24 protein-coding genes, 2 tRNA genes and 1 pseudogene are annotated in these 23,860 nt (G+C 69.7%); 9 read left to right on the plus strand and 18 right to left on the minus strand.

What is annotated here, in order from left to right; translation table 11 throughout:
- Positions 1–69: 69 nt before the first annotated feature.
- Positions 70–1,521: a trigger factor gene (gene tig, locus ACO0LV_RS13680; protein WP_424788470.1), complete on the minus strand. Its 1,452-nt coding sequence runs from the start codon at positions 1,519–1,521 to the stop codon at positions 70–72.
- Positions 1,522–1,805: 284 nt separating this feature from the next.
- Here tig and ACO0LV_RS13685 point away from each other — a divergent pair, with 284 nt between their 5' ends.
- Entirely contained in the window at positions 1,806–3,002 is a 1,197-nt protein-coding gene (locus tag ACO0LV_RS13685; protein ID WP_424788471.1) for an MFS transporter, read from the plus strand.
- A gap of 205 nt (positions 3,003–3,207) precedes the next feature.
- Positions 3,208–4,752 (plus strand): SulP family inorganic anion transporter, encoded by a 1,545-nt coding sequence (locus ACO0LV_RS13690; protein WP_424788472.1) that lies wholly within the window; start codon positions 3,208–3,210, stop codon positions 4,750–4,752.
- A gap of 2 nt (positions 4,753–4,754) precedes the next feature.
- Here ACO0LV_RS13690 and ACO0LV_RS13695 read toward each other — a convergent pair whose 3' ends face one another.
- Genes ACO0LV_RS13695 through ACO0LV_RS13705 form a run of 3 tightly spaced genes read right to left on the minus strand, consistent with a single transcriptional unit; the run spans position 4,755 to position 6,406 of the window.
- Positions 4,755–5,045, minus strand: a complete 291-nt coding sequence (locus ACO0LV_RS13695) for a DUF1905 domain-containing protein (RefSeq protein ID WP_424788473.1) — start codon at positions 5,043–5,045, stop codon at positions 4,755–4,757.
- Positions 5,046–5,102: 57 nt separating this feature from the next.
- Positions 5,103–5,750 (minus strand): maleylpyruvate isomerase family mycothiol-dependent enzyme, encoded by a 648-nt coding sequence (locus ACO0LV_RS13700; protein WP_424788474.1) that lies wholly within the window; start codon positions 5,748–5,750, stop codon positions 5,103–5,105.
- A gap of 17 nt (positions 5,751–5,767) precedes the next feature.
- A complete protein-coding gene (locus tag ACO0LV_RS13705) occupies positions 5,768–6,406 on the minus strand; it encodes a maleylpyruvate isomerase family mycothiol-dependent enzyme (protein ID WP_424788475.1) in 639 nt (212 codons plus the stop codon).
- Positions 6,407–6,528: 122 nt separating this feature from the next.
- Between ACO0LV_RS13705 and ACO0LV_RS13710 the strand changes: the two genes are divergently transcribed.
- Positions 6,529–7,236: a winged helix-turn-helix transcriptional regulator gene (locus ACO0LV_RS13710; RefSeq protein ID WP_424788476.1), complete on the plus strand. Its 708-nt coding sequence runs from the start codon at positions 6,529–6,531 to the stop codon at positions 7,234–7,236.
- Between the two features lie 12 nt (positions 7,237–7,248).
- On the opposite strand, the gene ACO0LV_RS13715 is transcribed toward ACO0LV_RS13710, so the two are convergent.
- Positions 7,249–7,325, minus strand: a tRNA-Pro gene (locus ACO0LV_RS13715).
- 112 nt (positions 7,326–7,437) lie between these two features.
- Between ACO0LV_RS13715 and ACO0LV_RS13720 the strand changes: the two genes are divergently transcribed.
- Positions 7,438–7,511, plus strand: a tRNA-Gly gene (locus ACO0LV_RS13720).
- A 204-nt stretch (positions 7,512–7,715) separates the two neighbouring features.
- On the opposite strand, the gene rpmF is transcribed toward ACO0LV_RS13720, so the two are convergent.
- The 4 genes from rpmF to ACO0LV_RS13740 all read right to left on the minus strand — a co-directional run bounded on the left by rpmF (position 7,716) and on the right by ACO0LV_RS13740 (position 9,871).
- Complete coding sequence (rpmF, locus tag ACO0LV_RS13725; protein ID WP_424788477.1) at positions 7,716–7,886, minus strand: 50S ribosomal protein L32; 171 nt, start codon at positions 7,884–7,886, stop codon at positions 7,716–7,718.
- A gap of 91 nt (positions 7,887–7,977) precedes the next feature.
- On the minus strand, positions 7,978–8,232 hold the full coding sequence (locus tag ACO0LV_RS13730; RefSeq protein ID WP_424788478.1) for a type B 50S ribosomal protein L31: 255 nt from the start codon (positions 8,230–8,232) through the stop codon (positions 7,978–7,980).
- Between the two features lie 270 nt (positions 8,233–8,502).
- Positions 8,503–9,525, minus strand: coding sequence for a DUF1648 domain-containing protein (locus ACO0LV_RS13735; protein WP_424788479.1), 1,023 nt, complete (start codon positions 9,523–9,525; stop codon positions 8,503–8,505).
- On the minus strand, positions 9,515–9,871 hold the full coding sequence (locus ACO0LV_RS13740) for a GntR family transcriptional regulator (RefSeq protein WP_424788480.1): 357 nt from the start codon (positions 9,869–9,871) through the stop codon (positions 9,515–9,517). The genes ACO0LV_RS13735 and ACO0LV_RS13740 overlap by 11 nt, the downstream gene beginning before the upstream one ends.
- Positions 9,872–10,120: 249 nt before the next feature.
- On the opposite strand from ACO0LV_RS13740, the gene cysK reads away from it, so the two are divergent.
- Positions 10,121–11,056 carry a cysteine synthase A gene (gene cysK / locus ACO0LV_RS13745; protein WP_424788481.1) on the plus strand — a complete coding sequence of 312 codons (936 nt, stop codon included), beginning with the start codon at positions 10,121–10,123 and terminating at the stop codon, positions 11,054–11,056.
- Positions 11,057–11,085: 29 nt separating this feature from the next.
- Positions 11,086–11,688 carry a serine O-acetyltransferase gene (gene cysE, locus ACO0LV_RS13750; RefSeq protein WP_424788528.1) on the plus strand — a complete coding sequence of 201 codons (603 nt, stop codon included), beginning with the start codon at positions 11,086–11,088 and terminating at the stop codon, positions 11,686–11,688.
- Position 11,689: 1 nt separating this feature from the next.
- Here the strand turns inward: cysE and ACO0LV_RS13755 are convergent, their stop codons facing one another.
- A complete protein-coding gene (locus ACO0LV_RS13755) occupies positions 11,690–12,031 on the minus strand; it encodes an MGMT family protein (protein WP_424788482.1) in 342 nt (113 codons plus the stop codon).
- Positions 12,032–12,051: 20 nt separating this feature from the next.
- On the opposite strand from ACO0LV_RS13755, the gene ACO0LV_RS13760 reads away from it, so the two are divergent.
- On the plus strand, positions 12,052–12,759 hold the full coding sequence (locus ACO0LV_RS13760; protein WP_424788483.1) for a hypothetical protein: 708 nt from the start codon (positions 12,052–12,054) through the stop codon (positions 12,757–12,759).
- On the opposite strand, the gene ACO0LV_RS13765 is transcribed toward ACO0LV_RS13760, so the two are convergent.
- The 4 genes from ACO0LV_RS13765 to ACO0LV_RS13780 all read right to left on the minus strand — a co-directional run bounded on the left by ACO0LV_RS13765 (position 12,741) and on the right by ACO0LV_RS13780 (position 15,322).
- Positions 12,741–13,190, minus strand: coding sequence for a ribose-5-phosphate isomerase (locus ACO0LV_RS13765; protein WP_424788484.1), 450 nt, complete (start codon positions 13,188–13,190; stop codon positions 12,741–12,743). The genes ACO0LV_RS13760 and ACO0LV_RS13765 overlap by 19 nt on opposite strands.
- Before the next feature lie 67 nt (positions 13,191–13,257).
- A complete protein-coding gene (locus tag ACO0LV_RS13770; protein WP_424788485.1) occupies positions 13,258–13,764 on the minus strand; it encodes a rhodanese-like domain-containing protein in 507 nt (168 codons plus the stop codon).
- 291 nt (positions 13,765–14,055) lie between these two features.
- Positions 14,056–14,646, minus strand: a complete 591-nt coding sequence (locus ACO0LV_RS13775) for a hypothetical protein (protein ID WP_424788486.1) — start codon at positions 14,644–14,646, stop codon at positions 14,056–14,058.
- Positions 14,647–14,710: 64 nt separating this feature from the next.
- A complete protein-coding gene (locus ACO0LV_RS13780; RefSeq protein ID WP_424788487.1) occupies positions 14,711–15,322 on the minus strand; it encodes a DsbA family protein in 612 nt (203 codons plus the stop codon).
- Positions 15,323–15,436: 114 nt separating this feature from the next.
- Between ACO0LV_RS13780 and pepN the strand changes: the two genes are divergently transcribed.
- On the plus strand, positions 15,437–18,010 hold the full coding sequence (gene pepN / locus ACO0LV_RS13785; protein ID WP_424788488.1) for an aminopeptidase N: 2,574 nt from the start codon (positions 15,437–15,439) through the stop codon (positions 18,008–18,010).
- A 27-nt stretch (positions 18,011–18,037) separates the two neighbouring features.
- Here the strand turns inward: pepN and ACO0LV_RS13790 are convergent, their stop codons facing one another.
- From ACO0LV_RS13790 to ACO0LV_RS13805, 4 genes and pseudogenes are all read right to left on the minus strand, one after another.
- Complete coding sequence (locus ACO0LV_RS13790; RefSeq protein ID WP_424788489.1) at positions 18,038–18,544, minus strand: PTS sugar transporter subunit IIA; 507 nt, start codon at positions 18,542–18,544, stop codon at positions 18,038–18,040.
- Positions 18,541–20,703, minus strand: coding sequence for a 4-alpha-glucanotransferase (malQ, locus tag ACO0LV_RS13795; protein WP_424788490.1), 2,163 nt, complete (start codon positions 20,701–20,703; stop codon positions 18,541–18,543). The genes ACO0LV_RS13790 and malQ overlap by 4 nt, the downstream gene beginning before the upstream one ends.
- A gap of 108 nt (positions 20,704–20,811) precedes the next feature.
- Positions 20,812–21,717, minus strand: a complete 906-nt coding sequence (locus tag ACO0LV_RS13800; protein WP_424788491.1) for an acyltransferase domain-containing protein — start codon at positions 21,715–21,717, stop codon at positions 20,812–20,814.
- A gap of 34 nt (positions 21,718–21,751) precedes the next feature.
- Positions 21,752–22,027: pseudogene (locus ACO0LV_RS13805) on the minus strand (glucose PTS transporter subunit EIIB); the annotation flags it as partial.
- A gap of 104 nt (positions 22,028–22,131) precedes the next feature.
- Between ACO0LV_RS13805 and ptsP the strand changes: the two are divergent.
- Positions 22,132–23,817 (plus strand): phosphoenolpyruvate--protein phosphotransferase, encoded by a 1,686-nt coding sequence (ptsP, locus tag ACO0LV_RS13810; RefSeq protein ID WP_424788492.1) that lies wholly within the window; start codon positions 22,132–22,134, stop codon positions 23,815–23,817.
- The last annotated feature ends 43 nt before the right edge of the window (positions 23,818–23,860 follow it).

Below are 23,860 nucleotides of genomic sequence, written 5' to 3' on the forward strand. Positions count from 1 at the left end.
CGCCGCCGCCGGCAAAGCCATGCCGGCGGCGGGTCGGTTTCGCTGTCGGCGCAGCAGCCGACGAGCGGATCAGTCCTTGCTCGGTTCGGCTTCCTCGGCCTGGTCCCCGGCGTCGGTGCCCTCGACCGCCTCGGCGGCCGCGTCGTCGTCGCCCTCGTCCAGGTCCACGTCCACCAACTCGGTGGCCGGGCCTGCGGCGGCCTGGACAGCCGCGGCTTGCGCCTCGGCCTCCATCTGGGCGTCCTCCTCATCGGAACCGATGTAGTCGGTCAGGTCCACCTCGGCCCCGGTGGAGTCCACCACCTTGACCTGCCGCAGCGCGGTGGCGACCGACTTGTTCCGGGTGACCTCGGCGATGAAGGAAGGCATCTGCCCGTTCTCGGAGGCGTTCTTGATGAGTTCGTTGGGATCCATCTGGTACTGACGGGCGGTGTTCAGCATGAACTCCAGCACCTCGTTCTGACCGATCTTGACGTCGACCTGCTCAGCCAGGACATCCAGCAGCAACTGCCGGCGCAGCCCCTCGGTGGTCTCCACCCGCACTTCCTCGCCGTGCTCGGTGTCGTCCTCGCGACCCTCGGCGGCCAGGTGTCGGGTGACCTCGTCCTCCACCACACCGGTGGGGATCGGGAAGTCGGCGGCCTCCTGCAGGTGCTCGATCAGTTTGTCGCGGGCCTGGATCGCCTGCTCGTTGCGCTTGGCGTCGGCGGCCTGGGTGCGCAGCGACTCCTTGAGCTCCTCGACGGTGTCGTGCTCGGAAGCCATCTGGGCGAAGTCGTCATCGACCTCGGGCAGTTCCTGCTCCTTGATCACGCTGGCGGTCACGGTGACCTCGGCGTCCTCACCGGCATGGTCCCCGCCCACCAGGGCGGAGGAGAACGTGGTGGTCTCCCCGGCGGAAAGCCCGGTCAGCGCCTCGTCGAGTCCCTCGAGCATGTTGCCGGCGCCGATCTGGTAGGAGACACCGGAGACCGAATCGATCTCCTCCTCCTCGATGGTGGCGGTCAGGTCCAGCGTGACGAAGTCCCCGTCCGCAGCCGGCCGCTCCACACCGACCAGAGTGGCGTACCGCTCGCGCAGGGTCGTCAGTTCGGTCTCCACGTCCTCCTCGGTGACCTCCACGCCGTCGACGGTGAGGGTGATCTCGGACAGGTCCGGCAGGGTGATCTCCGGGCGCACATCCACTTCGGCGGTGAAGACCAGGTCCTCGGACTCAGCGACCCCCGGCAGTCCGGTGACCTCGACGGAGGGCTGGCCGATCGGCTTGATCCCGGCCTCCACCACCGCGTCGCGGTAGAGCCCCGGCAGCGCCTCGTTCACCGCCTGCTCCATCACCACAGCCTTACCGACGCGCTGGTCGATGATGCGCGGGGGCACCTTGCCCTTGCGGAAGCCGGGGATGCTGACCTGCTGGGCGACCTCCTTGTACGCCCGGTCCAGGCTGGGTTGCAGGTCGGTGAGCGGGACCTCCACGGTCAGCTTCACGCGGGTCTGGTCGAGGTTCTCGACTGCGCTCTTCACTTTGATTGGCTCCATGTCTCACTTGGGGTCTTCAGGGCCGGCGTCGGTGGCCTGCACCCGCCGTGGGCCCGCTCTCGGTCCTGACGCCACCCATGTCAAGACAGCGGACGGCACAGAAACCTGGGCATGGCAGGGCTCACCGACACGCGCAGCGGATCCATCCTACCCGCCCACTACCAGTGCCCGCGTGGCCGGGTAGCACGTCTCACAGCAGGCCCGTGCCCCTTCAACTCGGCCGGGTGACGATTTGGCCCGCGCGAGGCGCTGATGCAAGGCTGCCGAGCGTGCCCACCGACGTCCGCCGCGCCCGGGTCGCGGTCACCATCGCCTTCGCCACCAACGGCGCACTCCCGGCGACGCTGCTGGCCCGGTACGCCGAGGTCAAGGATCTGCTCGCCCTCTCCGATGCCACCTTCGGGCTGCTCGTGGCCGGATACGCCGTCGGCGCCGCGGCGGCATTGAACCTGCCCGGGATCGTGCTGCGCCGGATCGGCACGCGGGCCACCACGACCGCCGGCACCGCCTGGGTCGCCGTCTGCGTGTTCCTGGCCACCCTCGGGGTGAGTGCGGGCAACGTCTGGCTGGTGCTGGCCGGGCTGGCCCTGGCCGGGTGGGCGGATGCCATCGTGGACGTGGCCCAGAACGCCCAGGGTCTGGCCGTGCAGGCCGCTCGGGGCTCCTCGGTGCTGAACTCGATGCACGCCGGGTGGAGCGTGGGTGCGGCAGCCGGCGGCGTGGTCGGCACCCTCGCGGCCACCGCAGCGGTGCCGTTGCCGATTCACCTTGGTGGCTGGGGGCTGGCCTGCGTGGCCGCGATGACGGTGGCCGGCCGGGCGTTCCTCCCGGATCGCAGCACCGCAGTCGCTGACGGCACCGGTAGAGGCGAAGGATCAGGTGACGCACCGATGCGGGCCTCGCGGCGTCCGAACTGGTTCTCGCTCCGGCTGCTGTTGCCCCTGGGGCTGCTGGCACTGGCCGGGATGTCGGTGGAGGACGTGGGCAACAACTGGTCCGCCGTGCTCCTGGCCACCGAACGAGGAGTGGCGCTTGGTTCCGCCGGGATCGGGCTGAGCGCGCTGCTCATCGCCCAGTTCATCGGACGGATGCTCGGAGACCGGTTCGTGGACCGGGTCGGGGAGCACACCGCGCTGATGACCAGCCTGATCGGCATGATCGCCGGCCTGCTGCTGGTGGCCTGGGTGCCGTCGGCAACCCTGACGGTCGCCGGGCTGGCACTGGCCGGGTTGAGCAGCGCCATCACCATCCCGTTGGCTTTCGCCCGCGCCGATCAGGTTCCGGGTCTTCGCCCGCATAGCGGGGTGACCTGGATCGCCCTGTCCATTCGCGTGACCGCGATCGGTCTGAGCCCGGCGATCGGCGCGATGAGCTCGGCCAGTTCGCTCCCCCTGGCTATCACCGTCGTGACGGCCGCCTCGGTGCTGGCGCTGGTGGCGCAGACATCCCGCAGACCCCGGCCGTAGGGCCTTGTTCGCCCGCCAGGGCGCTGCCGGTCGGTGACGCCGTTCCTCACCAGAGGTCCCCACACGGCCCGTGGGCGCTCCGGCGAATCGGGTGGGTAGGGTTGAGCGCTGGGCCGGGCCTCGTCCCGGTGCGCCCCGCCCCGCCCGGCCCGTGTCCGGCGATCCGCCCAGGACGTCGGGCATCCCCCACGAGCACGGAGTTGTCATGACCTCATCCTCTGCTCCGCCGCGTCCACCGCGGCGCACCCCGATGCAGCGGCGTCAGGCCCGTACGGAGGACGTCACCTCCGTGCTCGGGGCGCTTCGGAACCCGCGGAGGTTGCGCACCGAGGTGCTGGCCGGGCTGGTGGTGGCCCTGGCACTGATTCCGGAGGCGATCAGTTTCTCCATCATCGCCGGGGTGGACCCGCGGGTGGGGCTGTTCGCCTCCTTCACGATGGCGGTCTCGATCGCCTTCGTGGGGGGCCGCCCGGCGATGATCTCGGCGGCCACCGGCGCGATCGCGCTGGTGATCGCCCCGGTGATGCGCGAGCACGGGATGGACTACCTGATCGCCACGGTGATCCTGGCCGGGATCATCCAGGTGCTCTTCGGTGTGCTCGGGGTGGCCCGGTTGATGCGGTTCATCCCGCGCAGCGTGATGGTCGGGTTCGTCAACGCCCTGGCGATCCTGATCTTCCTCGCCCAGGTGCCCTACCTGACCGGGGTCTCCTGGATGGTGTACCTGATGGTCGCCGTCGGCATCGGAATCCTGGTGTTCCTGCCCAAACTCACCACCGTGGTGCCCGCCCCGTTGGTGGCGATCGTGGTGCTCACGGCGGTGACGCTGGCGTTCTCCCTGCGGGTGCCCGATGTGGCCGACGAGGGGGAACTGCCCGACTCCTTGCCGACGCTGTTCCTGCCCGATGTGCCTATGACGCTGGAGACGTTGCGGATCATCGCCCCGTTCGCCATCGGGATGGCCCTGGTGGGGCTGATGGAGTCGCTGATGACGGCCAAACTGGTCGACGACATCACCGACACCCACTCCAACAAGACCCGCGAGTCCTGGGGGCAGGGCGTGGCGAACATCATCACCGGCTTCTTCGGCGGCATGGGCGGGTGCGCGATGATCGGCCAGACCATGATCAACGTCAAGGAATCCCGCGCCCGCACCCGCATCTCCACGTTCCTTGCCGGGGTCTTCCTGCTCATCCTGGTGGTGGGCTTCGGCGACGTCATCGGCCGGATCCCGATGGCGGCCCTGGTCGCGGTGATGATCATGGTCTCGGTAGGAACCTTCGATTGGCACTCGGTGCGACTGCGCACGCTGCGCCGGATGCCCAAGAGCGAGACCGCGGTCATGGTCACCACCGTGGTGATCACGGTGGCCACCGGGAACCTCGCCTACGGGGTGCTCGCCGGTGTCGTGGTCGCAGCCGTCATGTTCGTCAACCGGGTTGCCCACCTGACCCACGTGGTCGAACTGGACCGCCCGGATGAGAACACCCGCGTGTACGGCGTGGTCGGTGAATTGCTGTGGGCCTCCTCCAACGACCTGATCTACCAGTTCGACTACACCGGGGACCCCGCGAACGTCGTCATCGACCTGTCCAGATCCCACATCTGGGACGCCTCGACCGTCGCGACCCTGGATGCCATCACGCAGAAGTACCGGGACAAGGGCAAGAGTGTGACCATCACCGGCCTGAACGAAGCCAGTGCCGCGCGCCATACCCGCCTGGCGGGATACCTGAACGGACAGGCTTGAGCTCAGCGGAGACGGCGTAGCAGGTGAACGACGACGTCGTCGCCCAGGCTCTTGCCGAGCCGCTTACGCATCGCGGCACTGAGTGAGAGCATGTGCCCGCCACGACCGGTGACCATCAGTCCGACGTCGGGCATCGGGATCTCGTCCACGGTGGCGTCTACCCGCACGCTCTTCCTGGTCCCGAAGAACCCGGCTGAGCCCGGCATCTCGACGCATGACCAGATTTCTCCTTTGACGTCGACGCCGATCGGAGCGGTGAAGGTGTGGTCGAGGTTCTGCGGGAAGTCGGTCATTGCGCCCTTTTCGTGAGGTGATGGGTTCGCGCGGATGGTGAGTCCTGCGACGGTGGTTCAGGCTGTGCTGCCGTCCAGGCGTGCCTGCAGGATCGGCACTCCTGGCCCGTGGAGCTGGTCGAGGTACGGTGCGCGGCCGGCCATGCTCATCACCAAGGCGAGGGTAGAACCGGTGACCAGCGGCCCGGAGCCAGTGGCGAACGGCCCATCGTCTGCCCGCAGGTGCAGACCGGCCGCCCGCGTGTGGCTGGCGACGGCGAAGTCCCGTCGGGCGAAGAAGTCGGCCACGGGCGTCAGCGCCTCGATGCTGGGCTTCCTGGGCAGCCCCAACGGCCAGCGGACGTCCTGGCCGTGCACGACGACCTCACCGAGATAGGCCGCGGTGTGGCCGGACGGTGCCGTGGTGCTACCGATCACAGCACGGAACCGGTCGAGCGTTGCGGCGGGAGTGTCGCCGCGGTACTCGGCGAGCCGCCGCTGGTTGTGGACGTCGGGACGGAAACGTGCGCCACACATGCTCCGTAGCCACTGCCACTGATTCAGGCTGGCGGCCGCCGTGAGGTGCGCGACAACCTGCTCGACGTCCCACTGCCCGCACAACGTGTCGTGTCGCCACTGGTCCGCACTGAGGGTCGACAGGTCCTCCGCCAGCGCGGACCGCTCGGCCCGCATCAGCGCCCACAGCCCGTCGTCCCCTCTGCCCATGGTGTTCGCTCCCCTCGTCACCGGTGCGACGCCGCGCCTGCCCCCGGCGTTCCCGGGGCGGTTCCGGCGAGTGGGGATGCTCCGCTTCCCGTGAGGCACTCCCGATCCACGCGGCGCCCGGAGACTGCGAGCAGCAGATCGATGGCGTCGGCCACCACGTCCTCGCCACGGCCCCAGACCGCCCCGGTTCTCCGGTCGATCAGTCGCAGGCCCGCAGCGCGCTCGCGCCCACCACCGAAGGAGACGGGGGTGCGCAGTTGGTATTCCAGAGCCCGCGCGATCGCAGCCTCCGGATACCACCCAATGATGCCCAGCGGCCGGCGGATGTCCTCGCCGTGCACGATGGCCTCGACCAGTCGGGTTGCGAGGCGCGCCGGTGGCGTCCGCGTCAGGTCAGCGGCCTGCTTGAGCGCCTCCACCGTGTCCCGCGGGTCCTGTCGCTTGTGCCGGACGATGCCGTTCGCGTTCGCGAGGTCGAAGTCCATTCGGGCCATCAGCAGGTCGCGGACGAAGGCCACGCGCCCGGTGCGCGCGGTATCCACGAGGTGCGCCAGGACGTCGTGGACATCCCAACCCGGACAGAGGGAGGAGACTCGCCACTGGTCGTCGCCAAGCCCGGAGACATCCCTCACGAGCCGCCGCCGCTCGGCGTGCACGGTCCGCCAAGTCTCTCCTGCCAATGCCCCCATGCTGGCTCCTCCTCGGGTGTGGGTGCCACCTACCGGTGTCACTACGGATAGCAAAGTGCACGCTACAGGATCAGTAGTATCATGTGTCAATGGCATCCCGACGGTCATACGGCTCGTACAACGACGGCTGCGCCGCCGCCCACGCACTCGACCTCATCGGCGAACGGTGGACGATGATCGTCGTTCGGGAACTCCTGCTGGGGCCCAAGCGCTTCTCCGACATCCAGCGAGACGTCATCGGTATCGGGCCCACCGTCCTGACCCAGCGCCTGCATGACCTGGAGGCCGGCGGCATGGTGCAACGACGCCGCTGGCCCGGACCAGGGCGCATCGACGTCTACGAACTGACCGAATGGGGCTACCGACTGGAAGCCGTCAACACGGCTCTGTCCCGGTGGGCCGTGACATCGCCCGCACTGCCCCGCGAGGCGGATATGAGCCCCGACACCGTGATCCTCGCGATGCGCGCCCACGCGCGGCCGGCCTCCAGGGGCCGAGGTGAGCGATGTGTCGCGTTGGTGCTCACCGACTCCAGGCGGCCGGACGCCCAACCGGTCACCTACGTGGCGCGGATGACCGCGCGAGCCACGACCATCGAGCGGTCGCCGGACCCGCAACGGACCGATGCGCAGGCCTCAGCCACCACCCGGGACTGGAGCGCGTGCGTGATCGGGGGTGTCCCACTCGAGGAACTGCCGGATGTGCGCGTGTCCGGCGACGAGGGCGCGGTGCGCGAGCTGATCGTCGCGACATCGCTCAGCGGTGCTTCGGCCTCACCTCTCGATGTGAAGGGCTGAGACCTGTCCTGCTGGTCGGGATGACAGGATTTGAACCTGCGACCTTCCGCTCCCAAAGCGGACGCGCTACCAACCTGCGCCACATCCCGAGGCAACCACACGGCGCCAATCAGGGATTCTATCCCTGCCAACCCCCTACCCGGCACCACTGAAGGTGGCTGCTCGATCGGCCGCGCGAAGGATGTAGAATTGCTGCCGCACGCGGGTGTAGCTCAATGGTAGAGCCTCTGCCTTCCAAGCAGATGGTGCGAGTTCGATTCTCGTCACCCGCTCCATGAGGTCGGAGCAGGCCGTGCCCACATCGACGTGGGCCGGGCCCCGATGGTCTCCGACGCGGTGCGCGTGGGGCGCGCCGGCTGCGGGCACGCTGCTGCTGCCGCAGGGATGGCGCAGCCCCACGTGCAAGCCCCGGGAGGTAGGGACGACTCAGGGCCGCCACCCGCTGGGGTGACGGCCCTGGAATCCGTGCGGCGGCCGACTCAGTCGTCGGTATCGACCAGGCCACGCTCGACGGCGCGGGCCAGGCGCCGCGGCACCTTGACCTCACGCCCGCCGGCGCGGACGGGTACGAGGTCCGCGGCCTTGGTCTTCCACTGCGAGCGGCGCGAGCGGGTGTTGCTGCGCGAGAGCTTGCGCTTGGGAACTGCCATGAGCCCTACCTCCCCTTCCGTCGAGAGTTGTCTGTGTGATGGTCGCCCCGGCCACGAAGGGCCGACGGCGTGGGTCACCGAGCGGGGACGCCTACTTGCCCTCGGGCTTGGCGTAGCGGCGGCGGAACTTCTCCACCCGGCCCGCGGTGTCCATGATCTTCTGCTTGCCCGTGTAGAACGGGTGCGAAGCGGCGGAGATGTCGACGTCGACCACCGGATAGGTGTTGCCGTCCTCCCACTCCACGGTGTTCTCCGAGGTGATGGTGGACTTCGTCAGGATCGAGAAGTCGGCGGAGATGTCGCGGAACACCACCTGGTGGTACTCCGGGTGAATGTCCTTCTTCATGTCTGCTTCCTACGTAGTTCGACGGCGCGGGCTCTGGTTGCCAGCGGGCTGGTGGCTCCGGACAAGGCCCAGACAACGAGTCAGGCGCGTGCGCTGGTCCGTTCGGACCGGATTGCACGCCGCAGCAAGGATTGCCAGTCACGCTGCGCCCGGGACATCATACCCACATCCCGACCCCGACAGCGATGCGTCGCCGATGTGGCACCGCGCACACCCGGACCGCCGCCCCCGTACCCTGCCGGCCCGTGCACGCGACGTCCGGTCGGCTCCTCACCCATTCTCCCGGGTGTCCGCGCGGCTGCGCACCCGATAGGCCGCCAAGACCGCCACGGCGGTAGCGGCGTCGTCGACCGTCACCACGAACTGGCGCCCGTTGCGGCGGGTGACCTGGATGGCTTCTCCGGTGCGCAGCACCACTCCGAACCGTCCCGGCACGAACCGCAGACCCACTCCCCCGAACTCCCCGGCCGGATTGACATCCACCACACCGACGGAGTCGATGTCCGCCAGCGGCACCCGCAACCGGGGCAATCCCACCAGCGAGGTCACGGTGAGCCCATCCCGGCCCGCGCGGACCCGGAATGCCCCGGTTACGGCGGCGGCCACCATCAGGATCGCCAGCGTGCCGGTGAGGATCCACGGCATCGTCGGGTCGGTGGGGATCAACCAGGCCGCGATGGTGCCCAGCAGCAGCGCGACCAGGCTGACCGCGAGGATGCCCATGCCCGACCCGCCCAAGGTCGTGACGCGTAGCCAGGCCACGTCCTCCCCCTCAGCAAGATCGAGGGGTTCGGAGGAGCGTTCCGGCTTGGTGACCGCAGGCATGTGCGGTTGGGCGAACCAGCCACCGGCCCCGGCGGCCAGTCCCACCAGCGAACTGATCAGCACCGCCGGGGTGATCGTGGCGACCTGTGTCGCATCGTCCAGGCCCCGCTGGACCATCAGCGACCAGGTGCTCAGCACCGTGAGCATCGCCGACAGTCCGACTGCGGTGGCGCCCAGGAACCGGTAGGTCACGCCCTGATCACCCAGTTTGAGGCCCGGCAGGGCGCTCAGGCCCATGAGCGCGGGCACACCGAAGCCGGTCAGCACGGTCACCGCAATCACGGTCCATAGCGGAGCGAACCCATCGGGCGCGCCGGCGGCGTCCCAATGGATGGCCACCGGGTTCGGTAGTGCGGGGGCAATGGCCACCTGGACGATGACGGCCGCGGTCGTCAGCATCGCCGGGATCAGGATGGTGACGAGGCCGAACCTGCTGACCGTGCCGTTGCTGGTGGGTTCAGCGGTCATCGGAGAGCTCCTTCACGATCGAGGCAAGTGTTTCGGTGGACAAACCCAGGGCCCGGGCCCGTTCGACGAGGTCGAGAACGTCGCGATGGATCTGGGCCAGGTGGCCCGCGGCTTCTGTCAGCACTGCGCCCCTGCCACGGCGCATCGTCACCAGACCCTCATCGCGCAGGTCCTGGTAGGCCTTCAGCACGGTGTGCAGGTTGACATCCAGTGCGGCGGCCACCTCCCTGGCCGAGGGCAGCCGTTCGCCGGGCCGGATCCGGCCTGCGGCCGCGCCGGCCCGTACCGAGGCCGCCACCTGCTCGAACAGGGGCGTCTCGCTCGACTGGTCGACCCGGATCAACATCTGACTGTTATATAAGAACTGTAACAGTTGGAGCAAGGTGGTCAAGGAATAAACCCGTGCCCTCCTTGGCTGTAGCGGGTGGCAGCCGTCGCCCGGGATGAGTTGCGGCTCGCGTTCGCAGGAACTGCGGCTCGCGTTCGTGATTCGAGACGATCCGGGCTGGCGACGACATCGGGCGCCGAGCATGGCAGGCTGGCAGCGGAATCTCGTCCGGGCGCAGAACGGTGCCCGCCGAACAGGAGGAAACCTATGGCTCGCATCTACGACAACGCCACCGACCTGGTCGGTAACACGCCGCTGGTGCGGTTGAACAAACTCACCGAGGGACTTGGGGCCACCGTGCTGGCCAAGCTCGAGTTCTATAACCCCGCCTCCAGCGTGAAGGACCGGATCGGGGTGTCGATCGTCGACGCGGCCGAAGCCTCCGGTGAACTCCCCCCGGGTGGCACCATCGTGGAGGCCACCAGTGGGAACACCGGTATCGCGCTGGCCTTCGTCGGTGCTGCCCGTGGCTACAACGTCGTGCTGACCATGCCCGAGACCATGTCCAACGAGCGCAAGATGCTGCTCAAGGCCTACGGCGCCGAGCTCATCCTCACCCCCGGCTCGGAGGGCATGAAGGGGGCTGTGGCCAAGGCGGAGCAGGTGGCGGCCGAGCGTGAGGGCGCCGTTCTGGCCCGCCAGTTCGCCAACGAAGCCAATCCCGCCATCCACCGCAAGACCACCGCCGAGGAGGTCTGGAACGACACCGACGGCGAGATCGACATCTTCGTCTCCGGGATCGGCACCGGTGGCACGATCACCGGAGTCGGCCAGGTACTCAAGGAGCGCAAGCCGCAGGTGCAGATCATCGCGGTGGAGCCGGCCGAGTCCCCGATCCTCAACGGCGGAGACCCCGGGCCGCACAAGATCCAGGGCCTGGGCGCCAACTTCGTCCCGGAGATCCTGGACACCTCCGTCTACGACGAGGTGATCGACGTCGACGCCCAGACCGCGGTCAAGCAGGCCCGGCGCGCGGCGACCGAGGAAGGTTTGCTGGTCGGCATCTCCTCCGGTGCCGCGATCGACGCCGCGCTGCAGGTGGCCGCGCGTCCGGAGAACGAGGGCAAGACCATCGTGGTGGTGATCCCCTCCTTCGGTGAGCGGTACCTGTCCACCATCCTGTACGCCGACCTCGCCGAATGAGTTACCCCTACATCACCCACACCGCAGCGATGCACCCCGCAGCCTCCGGCACCACCTGGTCCGGGGTGCGCGCGCGGGTGCGCGAGGACCTCGAGACGGCCAAGCAGCGCGACCCGGCCGCCCGGACTTCTGTCGAAGTTGCGCTGACCTACCCGGGCGTGCACGCCCTGTGGATCTACCGGCTGGCCCACCACCTATGGAACCTGGGTGGCCCGGCCAAGTTGCCCGCGCGGCTCATCTCCCACTTCGCCCGGATATTCACCGGGGTGGAGATCCACCCCGGGGCGGTGATCGGACGGCGCTTCTTCATCGACCACGGGATGGGTGTCGTGGTCGGGGAGACCGCGGTGGTCGGTGATGACGTCCTCATGTTTCACACCTCCACCCTGGGTGGGCGCTCGATGTCCAAGGGCAAGCGTCACCCCACCGTCGGCGACCGGGTGATGATCGGTGCCGGAGCGAAGGTCCTCGGCCCGATCACCCTCGGTGATGACGTCCAGGTCGGCGCCAACGCGGTCGTGGTGCGGGACGTACCGGCGAACTCGGTGGTGGTGGGGGTCCCCGGGCAGGTGCGCAACCGGCCGGCGACGTCGGCCTTCGGGGACCTGGAGGACCCGGCCCTGTACATCTGAGTCAGAGCCGGGGCTGCCAGCCCGCCCGCCGTAGATCCACCCGGAGGGGGTCCGCGCTGCGAAGCGCGGTCCCTTCGTTGCGGTAGTGCACCGCGGCCCGCTCGCGCAAGTGCTCCGGTACCAACCCAGTGGCCGGAACCACCCGCCACCAGGGCACCTGGTGGCCATGGATGGACATGATCCGGCCCACAGTTCGCGCCGAGCCGCGTCCGGTCAGGACCCGGGCGGCGTCGGCGATCGCGCCGTAACTGCTGGCCCGGCCCGGGGGGATCTGGGCCACCAGGTCCAACACCAGGTCGGCGTACTCCTCCCCCGCGCTGGGCGGGTCTTCCGCGGCGTCCATCCCGGCCTACCCTAGAGGGGATGAGCCACAGCACCGCCTGCGTCCACTGCGGCGACACCGATGATCACGTCCATCTGGACAGTGCCGAGCACGCTCGGTCCCGGCGTCGCGCGCTGCTGTACGCCGTCGCCGCACGCGCGGTGATGGCGGTCGCGGCGATACTGACGATCCTGTTGGCCCTGCCGACCCCCGCGGCGGCGGCCGGTCTCGCTGCCGGCATCGCCCTGTGGGCGCTGAGCACCGCGGCAGGGGTGCTCACCTCGGCGCTTCTGGCAAGCCGGCTGGGGCGGACCCGGGCGCTGATGCTCGGGGCACTCCTCGCGGCGGCGCTGACGCCCGCGTTGGCCGCGATCGCCACGCGGATGGATCCGATGGTTTGGACGTTTGCCGCCGCGATCGCGGTGGGTTACCTGACCGGTGCCTTCGCCGCCGAGGCCGTACGCCTGTGGCGGCTGCGGGCGCTGCTGGCCCAGGACACCCGGGAGGGTGAGGTGGCGCGCGATTCCGCGGCGATCACCCGTCACCAGGACCGGGACCTGGCCGACCTGGCCGCGACCGCAGCATTGGCGGTGCTGGTGGGCGGCTACGTATGGGCGACCGGGGTGCTCCCACTGCTGGTGCTCGTGCTGGTGCCCCTGCACGTGGCGATCGTGGCGCTATTGCGGCGCACCGCAGTTCGCCAACCCCACCATCGCTGGGTGGAACTGGGTCAGCGCGCCGACTCGTAGTCGCCGAGTTGGTCGATGCGGCGCTGGTGGCGCTCGGCGCCGCTGAACGGCTCGGCCAGGAACGCCTCGACGATCTCGATCGCCTCGGCCTCGGTGTGCTGGCGGGCACCGATGCCGGCGACGTTGGCGTCGTTGTGGGCGCGGGCGAGGGTGGCCGTTTCCACGCTCCAGACCAAGGCCGCCCGCGCGCCGTCGACCTTGTTCGCCGCGATCTGTTCGCCATTGCCGCTGCCGCCGATCACCAATCCCAGCGAGCCCGGCTCCGCGACCGTGGCCTCGGCGGCAGCGAAGCAGTACGCCGGGTAGTCGTCCTCGGCGTCATAGGAATGGGCACCGTGGTCGACGACGTCGTGGCCGGCGGTGCGCAGGTGCTGAAGGAGGACGGTCTTCAGTTCGTAGCCGGCGTGATCCGCCGCGATGTGGATGCGCATGGCTTCCATTGTGCCGCGTGCTGGGCGCACCCGCGTCCAGCACGCCCGCGACTCACCTGCCGCCTGCTCAACCGGTGGCCAGACCGGCTGCGCGCCACTCCTCGAAGCCCCCGGCCAGGAACGCCGGACGAGCCAGGTCCACCTCGCCCAGCGCCTGGGCGAGCGCGGCGGCCTCCACGCCGTCCGTGCTGACCAGGATCGCACCGCCACCCTCGCGGTGGCGCACCAACCAGGTGATGAGCAGGTGCGCCTCGATCTGCACCACCTCGGGTGTGACGCCGGACGGTGCGCTGCCGGTCAACTGGCCATCACGCGCCCGGTGCCACGCCGGCCGGATGTCCACCAGAACGGCCCTGCCGTGCAACGCGTCCTGGTAGGCGGCTCTGGGCGTGATCGCCTCCGGGGCCGCCTGAGCCCCGCGGGCGGGGCCGGTCCGAGCCGCGAACAGACGGGGTGCGCGCGTGCGGAGCGCCGTGGGTGCGCGCGATCCGGAGGAGGAGGGGGTGCGGGCCCGGGCCGGGTAGGCGCTCTGGTCCAGGGCCAGATCCCAGGGGGTGCCGGTGACGACGGCCATGTGCGGTGTCCTTCTTCGATCAGGGGTGCGGGGCGCGGGGCGGGATGGGCATTCGCATCCCGCCGGTACACCTCGGTGCAGCCCATGACGACGCCCCGGGCACGGCGGCCCGGTCCGTGGCGCAGTCGATCGAAGGCATGCCCGCAGTGGATCACTCTCGTGATGGAATCGGAACCGCCGGCCCGGCCCTCTCGGATACTGAGATGGCGCCGCGGACCGGGTCGGGCTGGGCGAGGCCGCTGCCCGCACCGACCCGGGAGTCGCCGCCGGGCCCTCCCGGGAGCGGACCCGTCAGAAGGTGGTGTAGTTGGCCCGAGCCACGGAGAAGCCGCGACCGCTCATCACCGAGTAGCAGGTCACCCCGCTCTCCTCGCTGGTGCACCAGAAGTCGTTCACGACGGTGGACTCGCCGTAGTCGAGTTCGGCCAGGCCGTCCGGGGCGGAGGTGGCCGGCTCCTCGCTCAGGCACGGCAGCGTCGCCTCGTCCTCGGACACCTGCAGCACCCGGCCGTACGGGCCGTCACAGGGCTGATCCGGCACGCTGTAGGAGTGCGAGCCGATCGTGCAAGTGGCGGAGTCGGCGCCGAGTTCGCACCAGATGTTGCCCGACGGGGTGACGAACGCGGCCTCGCTGACTGCGTCGTCCGGGGGTTGCAGGGCGGGCTCGTCTTCCTCGTCTTCCTCGTCTTCCTCGGGTTCCTCGGCCTCTGGCTCCTCCCGCCCGGGTTCCTCGTCGGCGGTAGCAGCCGGACCGGTGGCGGCTGGGGTCGGCTCACCCTCCGGTCTGGGGTGGCTGATCAGCAGTGCGATCAGCACGACCACCAGGATCGAATCCACCACGATCAACGCCATCACGCCGCGGCTCAGACCACGCGCCGCCATAGTCAGCACCTCCTTCACCGGTTGGCGGTCGGCCGGGCACTTCCGGCCACCCGCCGCCGGTACTTCAGTCGAAGATCGGGCCCCGGGTACGAGTGCGCTTGAGTTCGAAGAAGCCCTCGAAGCCGGCGGCCTGCACTACCGCGTCCCAGAGCTTACCGGCTTCCTCACCCTTGGGTGCCGGCGTGACCACCGGGCCGAAGAAGGCAATGCCGTTGAACGCCACGACCGGGGTCCCCACGTCCTGACCCACCAGTCCGATCCCCCGGTCGTGCGACGCCCGCAGGGACTCGTCGTGGGCCCCCGAGTCGGCCAGGTCGATCGCTTCCGCCGGCAGACCCACCTCCGCCACCGACTCGATCAGCACCTGACGCTGGTCGTCCCGGCGGCCCTGCGGGTGGTACCGGGTGCCGATCGCGTCGTAGAGCGGCTTGACGTACTCCTGTCCATGGACTTCCCGGACGCCGTTGATCAGGCGGACCGGGGCCATCGCGGTGGCAAGGGAGGCGCGGTAGGACTCGGAGATGTCGTCCTTGTCCTCGTTCAGCACCGTCAGGGACATCACGTGCCAGTTCACCGTGATGTTACGGACCTTGGCCACCTCGTCCATCCAGCGGGACGTCATCCAAGCCCACGGGCAAGCGGGGTCGAACCAGAAGTCGGCAACGTCGTCGGTCATGAACACGCACTCCTTCGCAGAACGGGAATCAACTCGGTCTGCCCCGCTGTTCGTGACAGGATCGCTGGTGGCAGACCGCCGCCTATCCTATGCGACGTCGAGGAGACGCCCCCCGTGCCTGGAGAGAACCTCACCCGAGCCGAAGCCATCACACGCGCCGAACGGGTGCAGGTGTCCAGTTATCAGGTCGAGTTGGACCTGACCGGAACGGGTGCCACGTTCGCCTCCCACACCACCGTCACCTTCACCGCGAAGCCGGGGTCGGACACGTTCATCGACCTGATCGCCCCGGCGGTGCACAAGGTGGTGCTGAACGGGCGCGAACTCGACCCTGCCCAGGTCTTCGCCGGCTCCCGGATCGCCCTGGCGGACCTGGCCGAGCAGAACGAACTGGTGGTGCACGCCGAATGCGCCTACATGAACACCGGTGAGGGCCTGCACCGGTTCGTCGACCCGGTGGACTCCGAGACCTACTTGTACTCCCAGTTCGAGGTGGCCGACACCCGCCGGGTCTTCGCCGTGTTCGAGCAACCCGACCTCAAGGCCACCTTCACCTTCACCGTCCGGGCCCCGGAGCACTGGCAGGTGGTGTCCAACTCCCCCACCCCCACACCGACCTCGGACGACGACGGCGCAGCCACCTGGGCGTTCGAGCCTACCGAGGTGCTGCCGTGCTACGTGACGGCGATCATCGCCGGCCCGTATCACCGGGTCACCGATGAGTTCACCAGTTCCGACGGGCGCACGATCGACCTGGGCCTGTTCTGCCGGACCTCGCTGGCGCAGTATCTCGACGCCGATGACCTGATGGCACTCACCAAGGCGGGGTTCGCCTTCTTCGAGGAGTCCTTCGACTACCCCTACCCCTACGCCAAGTACGACCAGTTGTTCGTACCGGAGTTCAACGCCGGCGCGATGGAGAACGCCGGCGCGGTGACGTTCCTGGAGAACTACGTGTTCCGCTCCGCGGTGCCCGAGGCGATGGTGGAACGGCGCGCGGTGACGGTGCTGCACGAGATGGCGCACATGTGGTTCGGGGACCTGGTCACCATGCGGTGGTGGAACGACCTGTGGCTGAACGAGTCCTTCGCCGAGTACGCCTCCACGCTGGCCACCGCCGAGGCCACCCAGTGGAAGCAGGCCTGGACCACGTTCGCCTCGCTGGAGAAGTCCTGGGCCTACCGCCAGGACCAGTTGCCCTCCACCCATCCGATCGTGGCCGAGATCAACGATCTGCAGGACGTGCTGGTCAACTTCGATGGGATCACCTACGCCAAGGGCGCCTCGGTGCTGAAGCAACTCGTGGCCTGGGTGGGCCGGGACGCCTTCTTCGCCGGCGTGCGCGCCTACTTCCGCAAGCACGCCTGGGGCAGCACCGAGTTGCGCGATCTGCTGGCCGAGTTGGAGGCCACCTCCGGGCGGGACCTGACCGCGTGGTCGAAGGTGTGGCTGGAAGAAGCGGGCGTGACCCTGCTTCGTCCACAGGTCGAGACCGACTCCCAGGGCCGGATCACGTCCTTCGCGATCACCCAGGAGGCACCGGAGGAGCACCCGGTGCTGCGCCCGCACCGCATCGCGGTGGGCTGCTACACCCTGACCGACGCCGGCACGCTGGAGCGGGTGCACCGGGTGGAACTGGACATCGACGGTGCGGCCACCCCGGTGCCGGACCTGGTCGGGCTGGACTCACCCACCCTCATCCTGCTCAACGATGACGACCTGGCCTACGCCAAGGTGCGCCTGGATGAGCGTTCACTGGCCAACGCGGTGGAGCACCTGAAGGACTTCAGCGACTCCCTGCCCCGCACCCTGGTGTGGAACGCGGCCTGGGACATGACCCGTGACGGGGAGTGGCCGGCGTCGAGGTTCATCGACCTGGTCACCACCAACATCGCCGCCGAGACCGACTCCTCGGTGGTGCTGGTGCTGCTGCGCCAACTGGGCACCGCGGTCTCGGCCTACGTGGACCCGGCCCACCGTGAGGAGACCGAGGCTGCCGTGGCGGACCGGTTGTGGGAGTTGGGCGGTGCCGCCGAACCGGGTTCGGACGCCCAGCTCCAGTTGGTCAAGGCCTTCGCCGCCCACGTCGTCGCGCCGGCGCACATCCAGACCCTGAGTGGTCTGCTCGATGGGTCGGTGTCACTGCCGGGGCTGGCGGTGGACACCGACCTGCGCTGGGAGTTGCTCACCGCGCTGGTGGCCGCGGGCGGGGCCGATGAGGCCCGGATCGATGCCGAACTGGAACTCGATCCCACCGCCACCGGTCAGCGGGCCGCCGCTGGGGCCCGGGCCGGCATCCCCACCCCCGAGGCGAAGGAGCGGGTGTGGGCCGATGCGGTCCGGGCCGACGGGTTGCCGAACGCGCTGCAGCGTGCGGTGATCGCCGGGTTCAGCCGGGTGCAGGACCGCAGCCTGCTGGCCCCGTTCGCGCACCGCTACTTCGACGTGATTGAACAGGTGTGGGATACCCACACCCACGAGATGGCGCAGAACATCGTGGTGGGCCTGTTCCCGGCCACCGTGGCGGACATCGACACCTCCACCGGGGTGGATGTGCCGGGGATGGTGCAGGAGTTCCTGGACTCCCTGGACGATCGGTCGCCGGCACTGCGCCGTCTGGTCACCGAGTCGGCGGACGGTGTCCGCCGGGCCCTGCACGCCCAACGAGTGGACCGCGCCGCCCGCTGAACTGGGTGCCGTCCGCTGGATGCCGGTTCAGGTCCGGGCCGGGGCGGTCCAGGACAACAAGGCCTGCCCGGCGCGTACCGAGGCGCCCGGGCGGGCGAGGATCTTCAGTTGCCCACTCGTGGCGCCCAGCACGATCACCGGGCTGATCAGGTCGAGCCCGGCGGCCAGCGCCGGCGCCGGATCCCAGTCGATCAGGTGGGTGCCACGGTGCACCTGAGCCCCGGTGCCGGTGTGCAGGGTGAACCCGGCGCCGTCCAGGCCCACGGTGTTCAGCCCCAGGTGCACCAGGACCCCCGCTCCTTCGCCGGCGGCCGGCACTGCCACTGCCACGGCGTGCGGGTGAGCCTTCAGCAACACCCCGGTCACCGGCGCCAGCACCTGCAGGGTGTGCTCCCCGTCGGGCTCGATGGCGACCCCGGGTCCGACCATTTCCTGGGCGAACACCGGGTCGGGTACCTGTGTGAGTTCGCGCACCACCCCGCTGATCGGGGCCACCAGGACCTCCCGATTGCTCCCCGCCTCCGTGGCCATCATGGCCGCTCCGACGGCTTGCGCAACTGCTTGTCCAGGGCTGAGACCAGCGAGGCGAACCGGGCGTTGCCGGGCAGGTCCTCCACCAGTACGCACCGCCCGGACCCGTCGGCCAGGGGGATCTTCCAGTTCGGGTACTCGGTGTCAGTGCCCGGCTGGTTCTGTGCTCGTCGCTCCCCCACCGCGTCGGCCAAGGATATCCCGACGAGCATCGCCGGGCTGGAGGCGACGTAGCGGTGCAGGGCCTCCACGCGTTCGCGCTCGGTGGGGTAATCGGGCAGCAGTCCGCGTTCGAGGAGGGCCTGATCCATCTGTGCCCGCTCGGCCCGGGCGGCGTGGCGCACCTGCTCGGCCGGTTCGGTGAGCAGGCCAAGGGACTCCCGCAGATCCACGTGTTCCTCGGCCAGATAGCCGGCGGTGGGGGGCAGATCATGGGTGGTCACCGTGCCCAGCACGAGCCGGCGGTACCTCTCCGGGGCCAGCGGGGTGCCGTCGGCTTCGCGCTCGAACCACAGCACCGAGGTTCCCAGGATCCCGCGTTCGGTCAGATAGGTCCGTACCCAGGGCTCCACCGTGCCAAGGTCCTCCCCGATCACCATCGCGCGGGCGCGGTGCGCCTCCAGCGCCAGCACCCCGACCATCGCCTCGTGGTCGTAGGTGACGTAGGTGCCGGCACCGGGGGGCTGGCCGGCGGGGATCCACCACAGCCGGAACATCCCGATGATGTGGTCCACCCGGAGGGCGCCGGCGTGGCGCAGCACGGTACGGATCATGTCCCGCACCGGCGCGTAGGCCTGCTGTGCCAGGCGGTCCGGGCGCAACGGGGGCTGGGACCAGTCCTGGCCCTGCTGGTTGTACATGTCCGGGGGTGCGCCCACGCTGATCCCGGAGGCCAGGGCGCCGCGCAGGGACCAGGAGTCGGCGCCCTCGGGGTGCACGCCCACCGCGAGGTCGTGCATGATGCCGATGCTCATCCCGCCTGCCTTGGCCACCGTTTGGGCCTGGGACAACTGGGCATCGGCGATCCACTGCAACCAGACGTGGAAGTCGATCCGCTCGGCCAGTTCGCGGCGGAGCCGGGCTACCCCGGCCCGGGTGATGGCATCGTCCAGGGGCCAGTCCTGGCCGGTGTAGGACTCCTTGACCGCAGACCACAGTGCGAAGTCCTCCAGGCCCTGTCCCTGCTCGCGGCGGAACGCCTCCAGGTCCCGCTGGCGCGAACGCGAGCGCCCGGCGGCGTAGATCGTCTCCAGCGCCGGCTTCTTCGCTTGCCACATCGCGTCGCGGTCGATCGGGCCGGGGTCGGTGTTCTGCTCCGACACTGCCTCCAGACCCCATTCCAGCAGGGTGCGCTGGGCGTTGGGCAGGTAGGCGGCCTCTCGGATGTCCTCGGGCCGGATGTAGATGGGATTGATGAACCGCCTGGTCGTGGGCAGGTAGGGCGAGGGTGTCAGCGGCGTCGATGGTTCGGCTGCGTGCAGGGGGTTGACCAGCACGAAGTCCGCGCCCAGTTCGGCGCCCAGGGATCCCAGTTCGGCAAGGTCGGCGAAGTCCCCCACACCCCAGGAGCGTTCCGATCGGACCGAGTACAGCTGGGCCATCAGCCCCCAGGCGCGGTCCGCGAACTCCGGGCGCAGCGGCGGGGCCTGCAGCCGGGCCGGGCTCACCGCCAGCACGCACTCGGCGCGGGTGCCGTCGTCGACCTCGGCCACGATCCGGTGCCAGCCCAGCGGCAGATCACCGGGCAGGACGAACGTGGCCTGACCGGTGAGGACCCCATCCACGTGCTGGGGATCCACCCACTTGTCGATCTGCGCCAACTCCCGGTTTCCGCCGTCATCCTCCAGGTCCACATGCACGGCCACGGCGGCACCGTGGCGCACGTGCACCGCGAACTCGCGCTCCTGGCCGGCCGCTATCACGATGCTGGGCGGCAAGACCTGGCGCCACGGGGCCAGCCGGTGTGCCTCGAGCGCCTGCTGCACCTGTTCGGGAGTGTCGGCCGCCACGTCCATGGCGGCCAGCACCTCGCGGATGGTCGCAGCCGTCACGTCGCGCTGGTTGCCGTGGAAGTCCCAGAACTGCACCGCCACGCCGTGCGCCTGCGCCAGTGCGCGCAGGGACTCATCGGGGGCGGTGGGATCCACCTGTGCTTCGTCCACGGTGCTCTTGGGTCTCCCGGCGTCTGGTCGGTCTGCGGACAACTAATCGGCGGCCCAGGGCCGCCCACCTGCGATCTTGCCAGACGCGGCGGGGCGCGGTCAGATCGATCAGGCCGGCCGCTCGTCCAGATCGATCAGGCCGGTCCGGGCATACCAGTGCCCGCCGGCGTCCAGATGGTCCAGTACCGCCCGTTCCAGGCTGGTACGCCGGGGTAGCCCGCTCCGGTCGGGCTCCTGACCCGGGCGGGGCCGGTAGCCGAACACGAAGTACAGCACGGCCGCATCGGACTCACGGGCCTCCCCCACCAGGCGCCACCGCCGCCCGAAGTCGACGATGTTGGAGCCGGCGTCCAGCACCTCGGCAAGGTGGGGGTCGAGCAGCCAGGAGTCACAGTGCAGAGCGCGGGCGGGGGCGTCGGGAAAGTGGGTGGCGAAGAAGTCCCGGGCCAGGGCGAAGGAGTCATCCACCTCCTCCGGACGCAGCGGGCCGGTCTGTGGGATGTGGGTGGAGATGACGTGCCCGCCGCCATAGGGCAACAGGTTCACCTGCAACCGCCCGAGCCAGAACAGCGCCCCGGACCACGCAGCGGTCAGCCACTCCTGGTTGTCCAGGCCGAACTCGCCGAAGACCTGCCGGAACACCCAGATCTGCTGACCCAGATCGGCCAGTGCGGCGTAGGTGTACTCCGCGGCGATTCCACGGTCTGCGTGGTACTGCCGCACCACCGGGACCCCGGCCAACAGGGCCAGCATCGGGATCAGCCCGCGGGGCCGCCCCTGCAGGTCCGGCCAGGGAGCGAATACCCGATCCTCGGTGTACCCCCACTGGCCCAGCGTGCCACCGAGGGCGGTCGCGGCCGCGGCCACGGCCTGCAGATCGTCCTCGCCCAGCGCCGCGACGTGCTGGACCACGGCGGCATGGTCCTCGGCCCGCAACCGCAGGCGGGTCAGCAGCGCGTCCAGAGGGCCCGCGCTCAGCGCAGCGCGCACCTGATCGGCCGTGAAAGTGGTCACGGTTGCAGACTTGGGTCGACGGATCCGGGGGTCTTCAGGTGCGCAGTTCGTCGATACTGCCGGCCAGGTCGTCCGCCTCGGGCCCGACCACCACCTGCACCACCCGCCCCGAACGCACCACACCGAAGGCCCCGCTCGTGCGAAGGTCCTCTTCCAGCACCAGTTCGGGGTCCTTCACTTCCACCCGTAGTCGGGTGATGCACGGTTCGAGATCCACGACGTTCTCGGTACCGCCCAGTGCCGCGAGGATGTCATCGGCCTTGCTCACGTTCGCTCCCAGGCTCAGTCGGTATGTGACGGGGGCGCTCGCGCGCTGTCTCCCGTGTGATGCATCCCACTCTACATGTGCTCATCCACTCGTGCCGCCGTGGACAATGGGACCACCGGCCGCTGTCCGCTGCGAAGGGTGCTGTGATGAACACCGATTCGGCCACCGCGAAACTGCGCGGTGTCGGGGTCAGTCCCGGGCGGGTGCACGCGCCCGTTGCGCGGATGGTCACCGGCCGTGAGGAGCCCTCCGCACTGCCGGTGCGGGTGGATGTGGACAAGGCCGCCGAGCGGATCACCGTGGCGGCGGCCGAGGTGGCCGAGGACCTGCGCGTTCGGGCCGACTCCTGCGAGCAGGCCCCGGCGCAGGAGTTGCTGCGCACCACCGCACAGATCGCCCAGGATCCCACCCTGGTCAAAGAGGCCCAACGCTTGACTCGGCAGCAGCGGCTGACCCCCGAGCGCGCGGTCTGGGACTCCGCCGGCGCGGTCACCGAGCAGTTCGCCTCGCTGGGCGGGTACTTCGCCGAGCGGGTACCCGATGTATGCGATGTGCGTGACCGCATCATCGCCAAACTCACCGGCGATCCGATGCCGGGGGTGCCGCGCCGCCGGGAGCCGTTCGTGCTGGTCGCCACCGATCTGTCCCCCGCCGACACCGCCGCACTGGACCCCGCTAGCGTGCACGCGTTGCTCACCGCCGAGGGTGGGCCCACCTCCCACACCGCGATCCTGGCACGGGCGCTGGGCATCCCGGCCGTGGTGGGCCTGGACGAGCAGCTGGACCGCCTCACCGACGGTGACATGGTGCTGGTCGATGGCGGTTCCGGCCTGGTGTGCATCGACCCGGATGAGCAGACGGTCGCCCAGGCGTTGCGCCCGGTCACCCAGCGCCGATACGAGGGCCACTGCGTAACAACGGACGGGCAGCGCATCGAGTTGCTGGCCAATATCGGCGACCCCGCCGCCGCCGCGGAGGCCGCCGAGGCCGGGGCCGAGGGGGTGGGCCTGTTCCGGACCGAGTTCTGCTTCCTGGAGCGCCAGGACGAACCGGACCACGACGAACAGGTGAGCGCCTACCGGCAGGTACTTGCCTCCTTCGCCGGCAAGAAGGTGGTGGTGCGCACCTTGGACGCCGGGGCGGACAAGTCGCTGTTGTTCCTGAACCCCGAGGTGGAGACCAACCCCGCCCTGGGCGTGCGCGGGTACCGCACCGCCGCGGCCCACCCCGAGGTGCTCGACCGCCAGTTGGCCGCGATCGCCGAGGCGGCGCGGGCCGAGGACGCCCGGGTGTGGGTGATGGCGCCGATGATCTCGACCGTGGCCGAGGCCGAGGAGTTCGTGGCACGGGCCTCCGGCCACGGGCTGGAGACCGCCGGGGTGATGGTGGAGGTGCCCAGCGCCGCGCTGCTGGCCGGCCGGATCCTGGCCCGAGCGCACTTCGCCTCGATCGGCACCAACGATCTGACCCAGTACACCCTCGCCGCTGACCGGCTGTTGGGATCGCTGTCGAAGATGGCCAGCACGTGGGACCCGGCGGTGCTGGCGCTGGTGCACGCCACCTGCACCGGCGCCCAGGCGCAGGACCGGCCGGTGACCGTGTGCGGGGAAGCCGCGGCGGACCCGGCACTGGCCGCCGTGCTCGTGGGGCTGGGGGTGCGCAGCCTGTCGATGACGCCGCGGGCCCTGGGCGATGTGGCGGCGGTGCTGGGCGCGCTGTCGATGACGCAGTGCGCGCAGGTGGCCGCCCTGGCACTGGCCGCCGAGAGCGCCCGGGACGCGCGCCTGCGCATCCGCGAGCAACTGCCGGTGCTGGACGAACTGGGCCTGTGAGCCGATTACGCTGGTGCCGTGTCCGCCTCATCCCAGCCTTCCG

Origin of the sequence: Pseudactinotalea sp. Z1739 (genome assembly GCF_049725055.1) — a bacterium.
Taxonomy (GTDB): Bacteria; Actinomycetota; Actinomycetes; order Actinomycetales; family Beutenbergiaceae; genus CALKWS01.

Coding starts and splice junctions, on each gene's coding strand:
- ACO0LV_RS13755 (WP_424788482.1), bottom strand. CDS start 12,031: ATGGACGCCGCGGAAGACCCGCCCAGCGCGGGGGAGGAGTACGCCGAC.
- ptsP (WP_424788492.1), top strand. CDS start 22,132: ATGAACACCGATTCGGCCACCGCGAAACTGCGCGGTGTCGGGGTCAGT.
- ACO0LV_RS13735 (WP_424788479.1), bottom strand. CDS start 9,525: ATGACCGCTGAACCCACCAGCAACGGCACGGTCAGCAGGTTCGGCCTC.
- ACO0LV_RS13790 (WP_424788489.1), bottom strand. CDS start 18,544: ATGATGGCCACGGAGGCGGGGAGCAATCGGGAGGTCCTGGTGGCCCCG.
- ACO0LV_RS13760 (WP_424788483.1), top strand. CDS start 12,052: ATGAGCCACAGCACCGCCTGCGTCCACTGCGGCGACACCGATGATCAC.
- ACO0LV_RS13780 (WP_424788487.1), bottom strand. CDS start 15,322: ATGACCGACGACGTTGCCGACTTCTGGTTCGACCCCGCTTGCCCGTGG.
- ACO0LV_RS13740 (WP_424788480.1), bottom strand. CDS start 9,871: ATGTTGATCCGGGTCGACCAGTCGAGCGAGACGCCCCTGTTCGAGCAG.
- cysK (WP_424788481.1), top strand. CDS start 10,121: ATGGCTCGCATCTACGACAACGCCACCGACCTGGTCGGTAACACGCCG.
- ACO0LV_RS13765 (WP_424788484.1), bottom strand. CDS start 13,190: ATGCGCATCCACATCGCGGCGGATCACGCCGGCTACGAACTGAAGACC.
- ACO0LV_RS13775 (WP_424788486.1), bottom strand. CDS start 14,646: ATGGCGGCGCGTGGTCTGAGCCGCGGCGTGATGGCGTTGATCGTGGTG.
- ACO0LV_RS13710 (WP_424788476.1), top strand. CDS start 6,529: ATGGCATCCCGACGGTCATACGGCTCGTACAACGACGGCTGCGCCGCC.
- ACO0LV_RS13730 (WP_424788478.1), bottom strand. CDS start 8,232: ATGAAGAAGGACATTCACCCGGAGTACCACCAGGTGGTGTTCCGCGAC.
- cysE (WP_424788528.1), top strand. CDS start 11,086: ATGCACCCCGCAGCCTCCGGCACCACCTGGTCCGGGGTGCGCGCGCGG.
- ACO0LV_RS13690 (WP_424788472.1), top strand. CDS start 3,208: ATGACCTCATCCTCTGCTCCGCCGCGTCCACCGCGGCGCACCCCGATG.
- ACO0LV_RS13770 (WP_424788485.1), bottom strand. CDS start 13,764: ATGGCCGTCGTCACCGGCACCCCCTGGGATCTGGCCCTGGACCAGAGC.
- rpmF (WP_424788477.1), bottom strand. CDS start 7,886: ATGGCAGTTCCCAAGCGCAAGCTCTCGCGCAGCAACACCCGCTCGCGC.
- ACO0LV_RS13695 (WP_424788473.1), bottom strand. CDS start 5,045: ATGACCGACTTCCCGCAGAACCTCGACCACACCTTCACCGCTCCGATC.
- ACO0LV_RS13700 (WP_424788474.1), bottom strand. CDS start 5,750: ATGGGCAGAGGGGACGACGGGCTGTGGGCGCTGATGCGGGCCGAGCGG.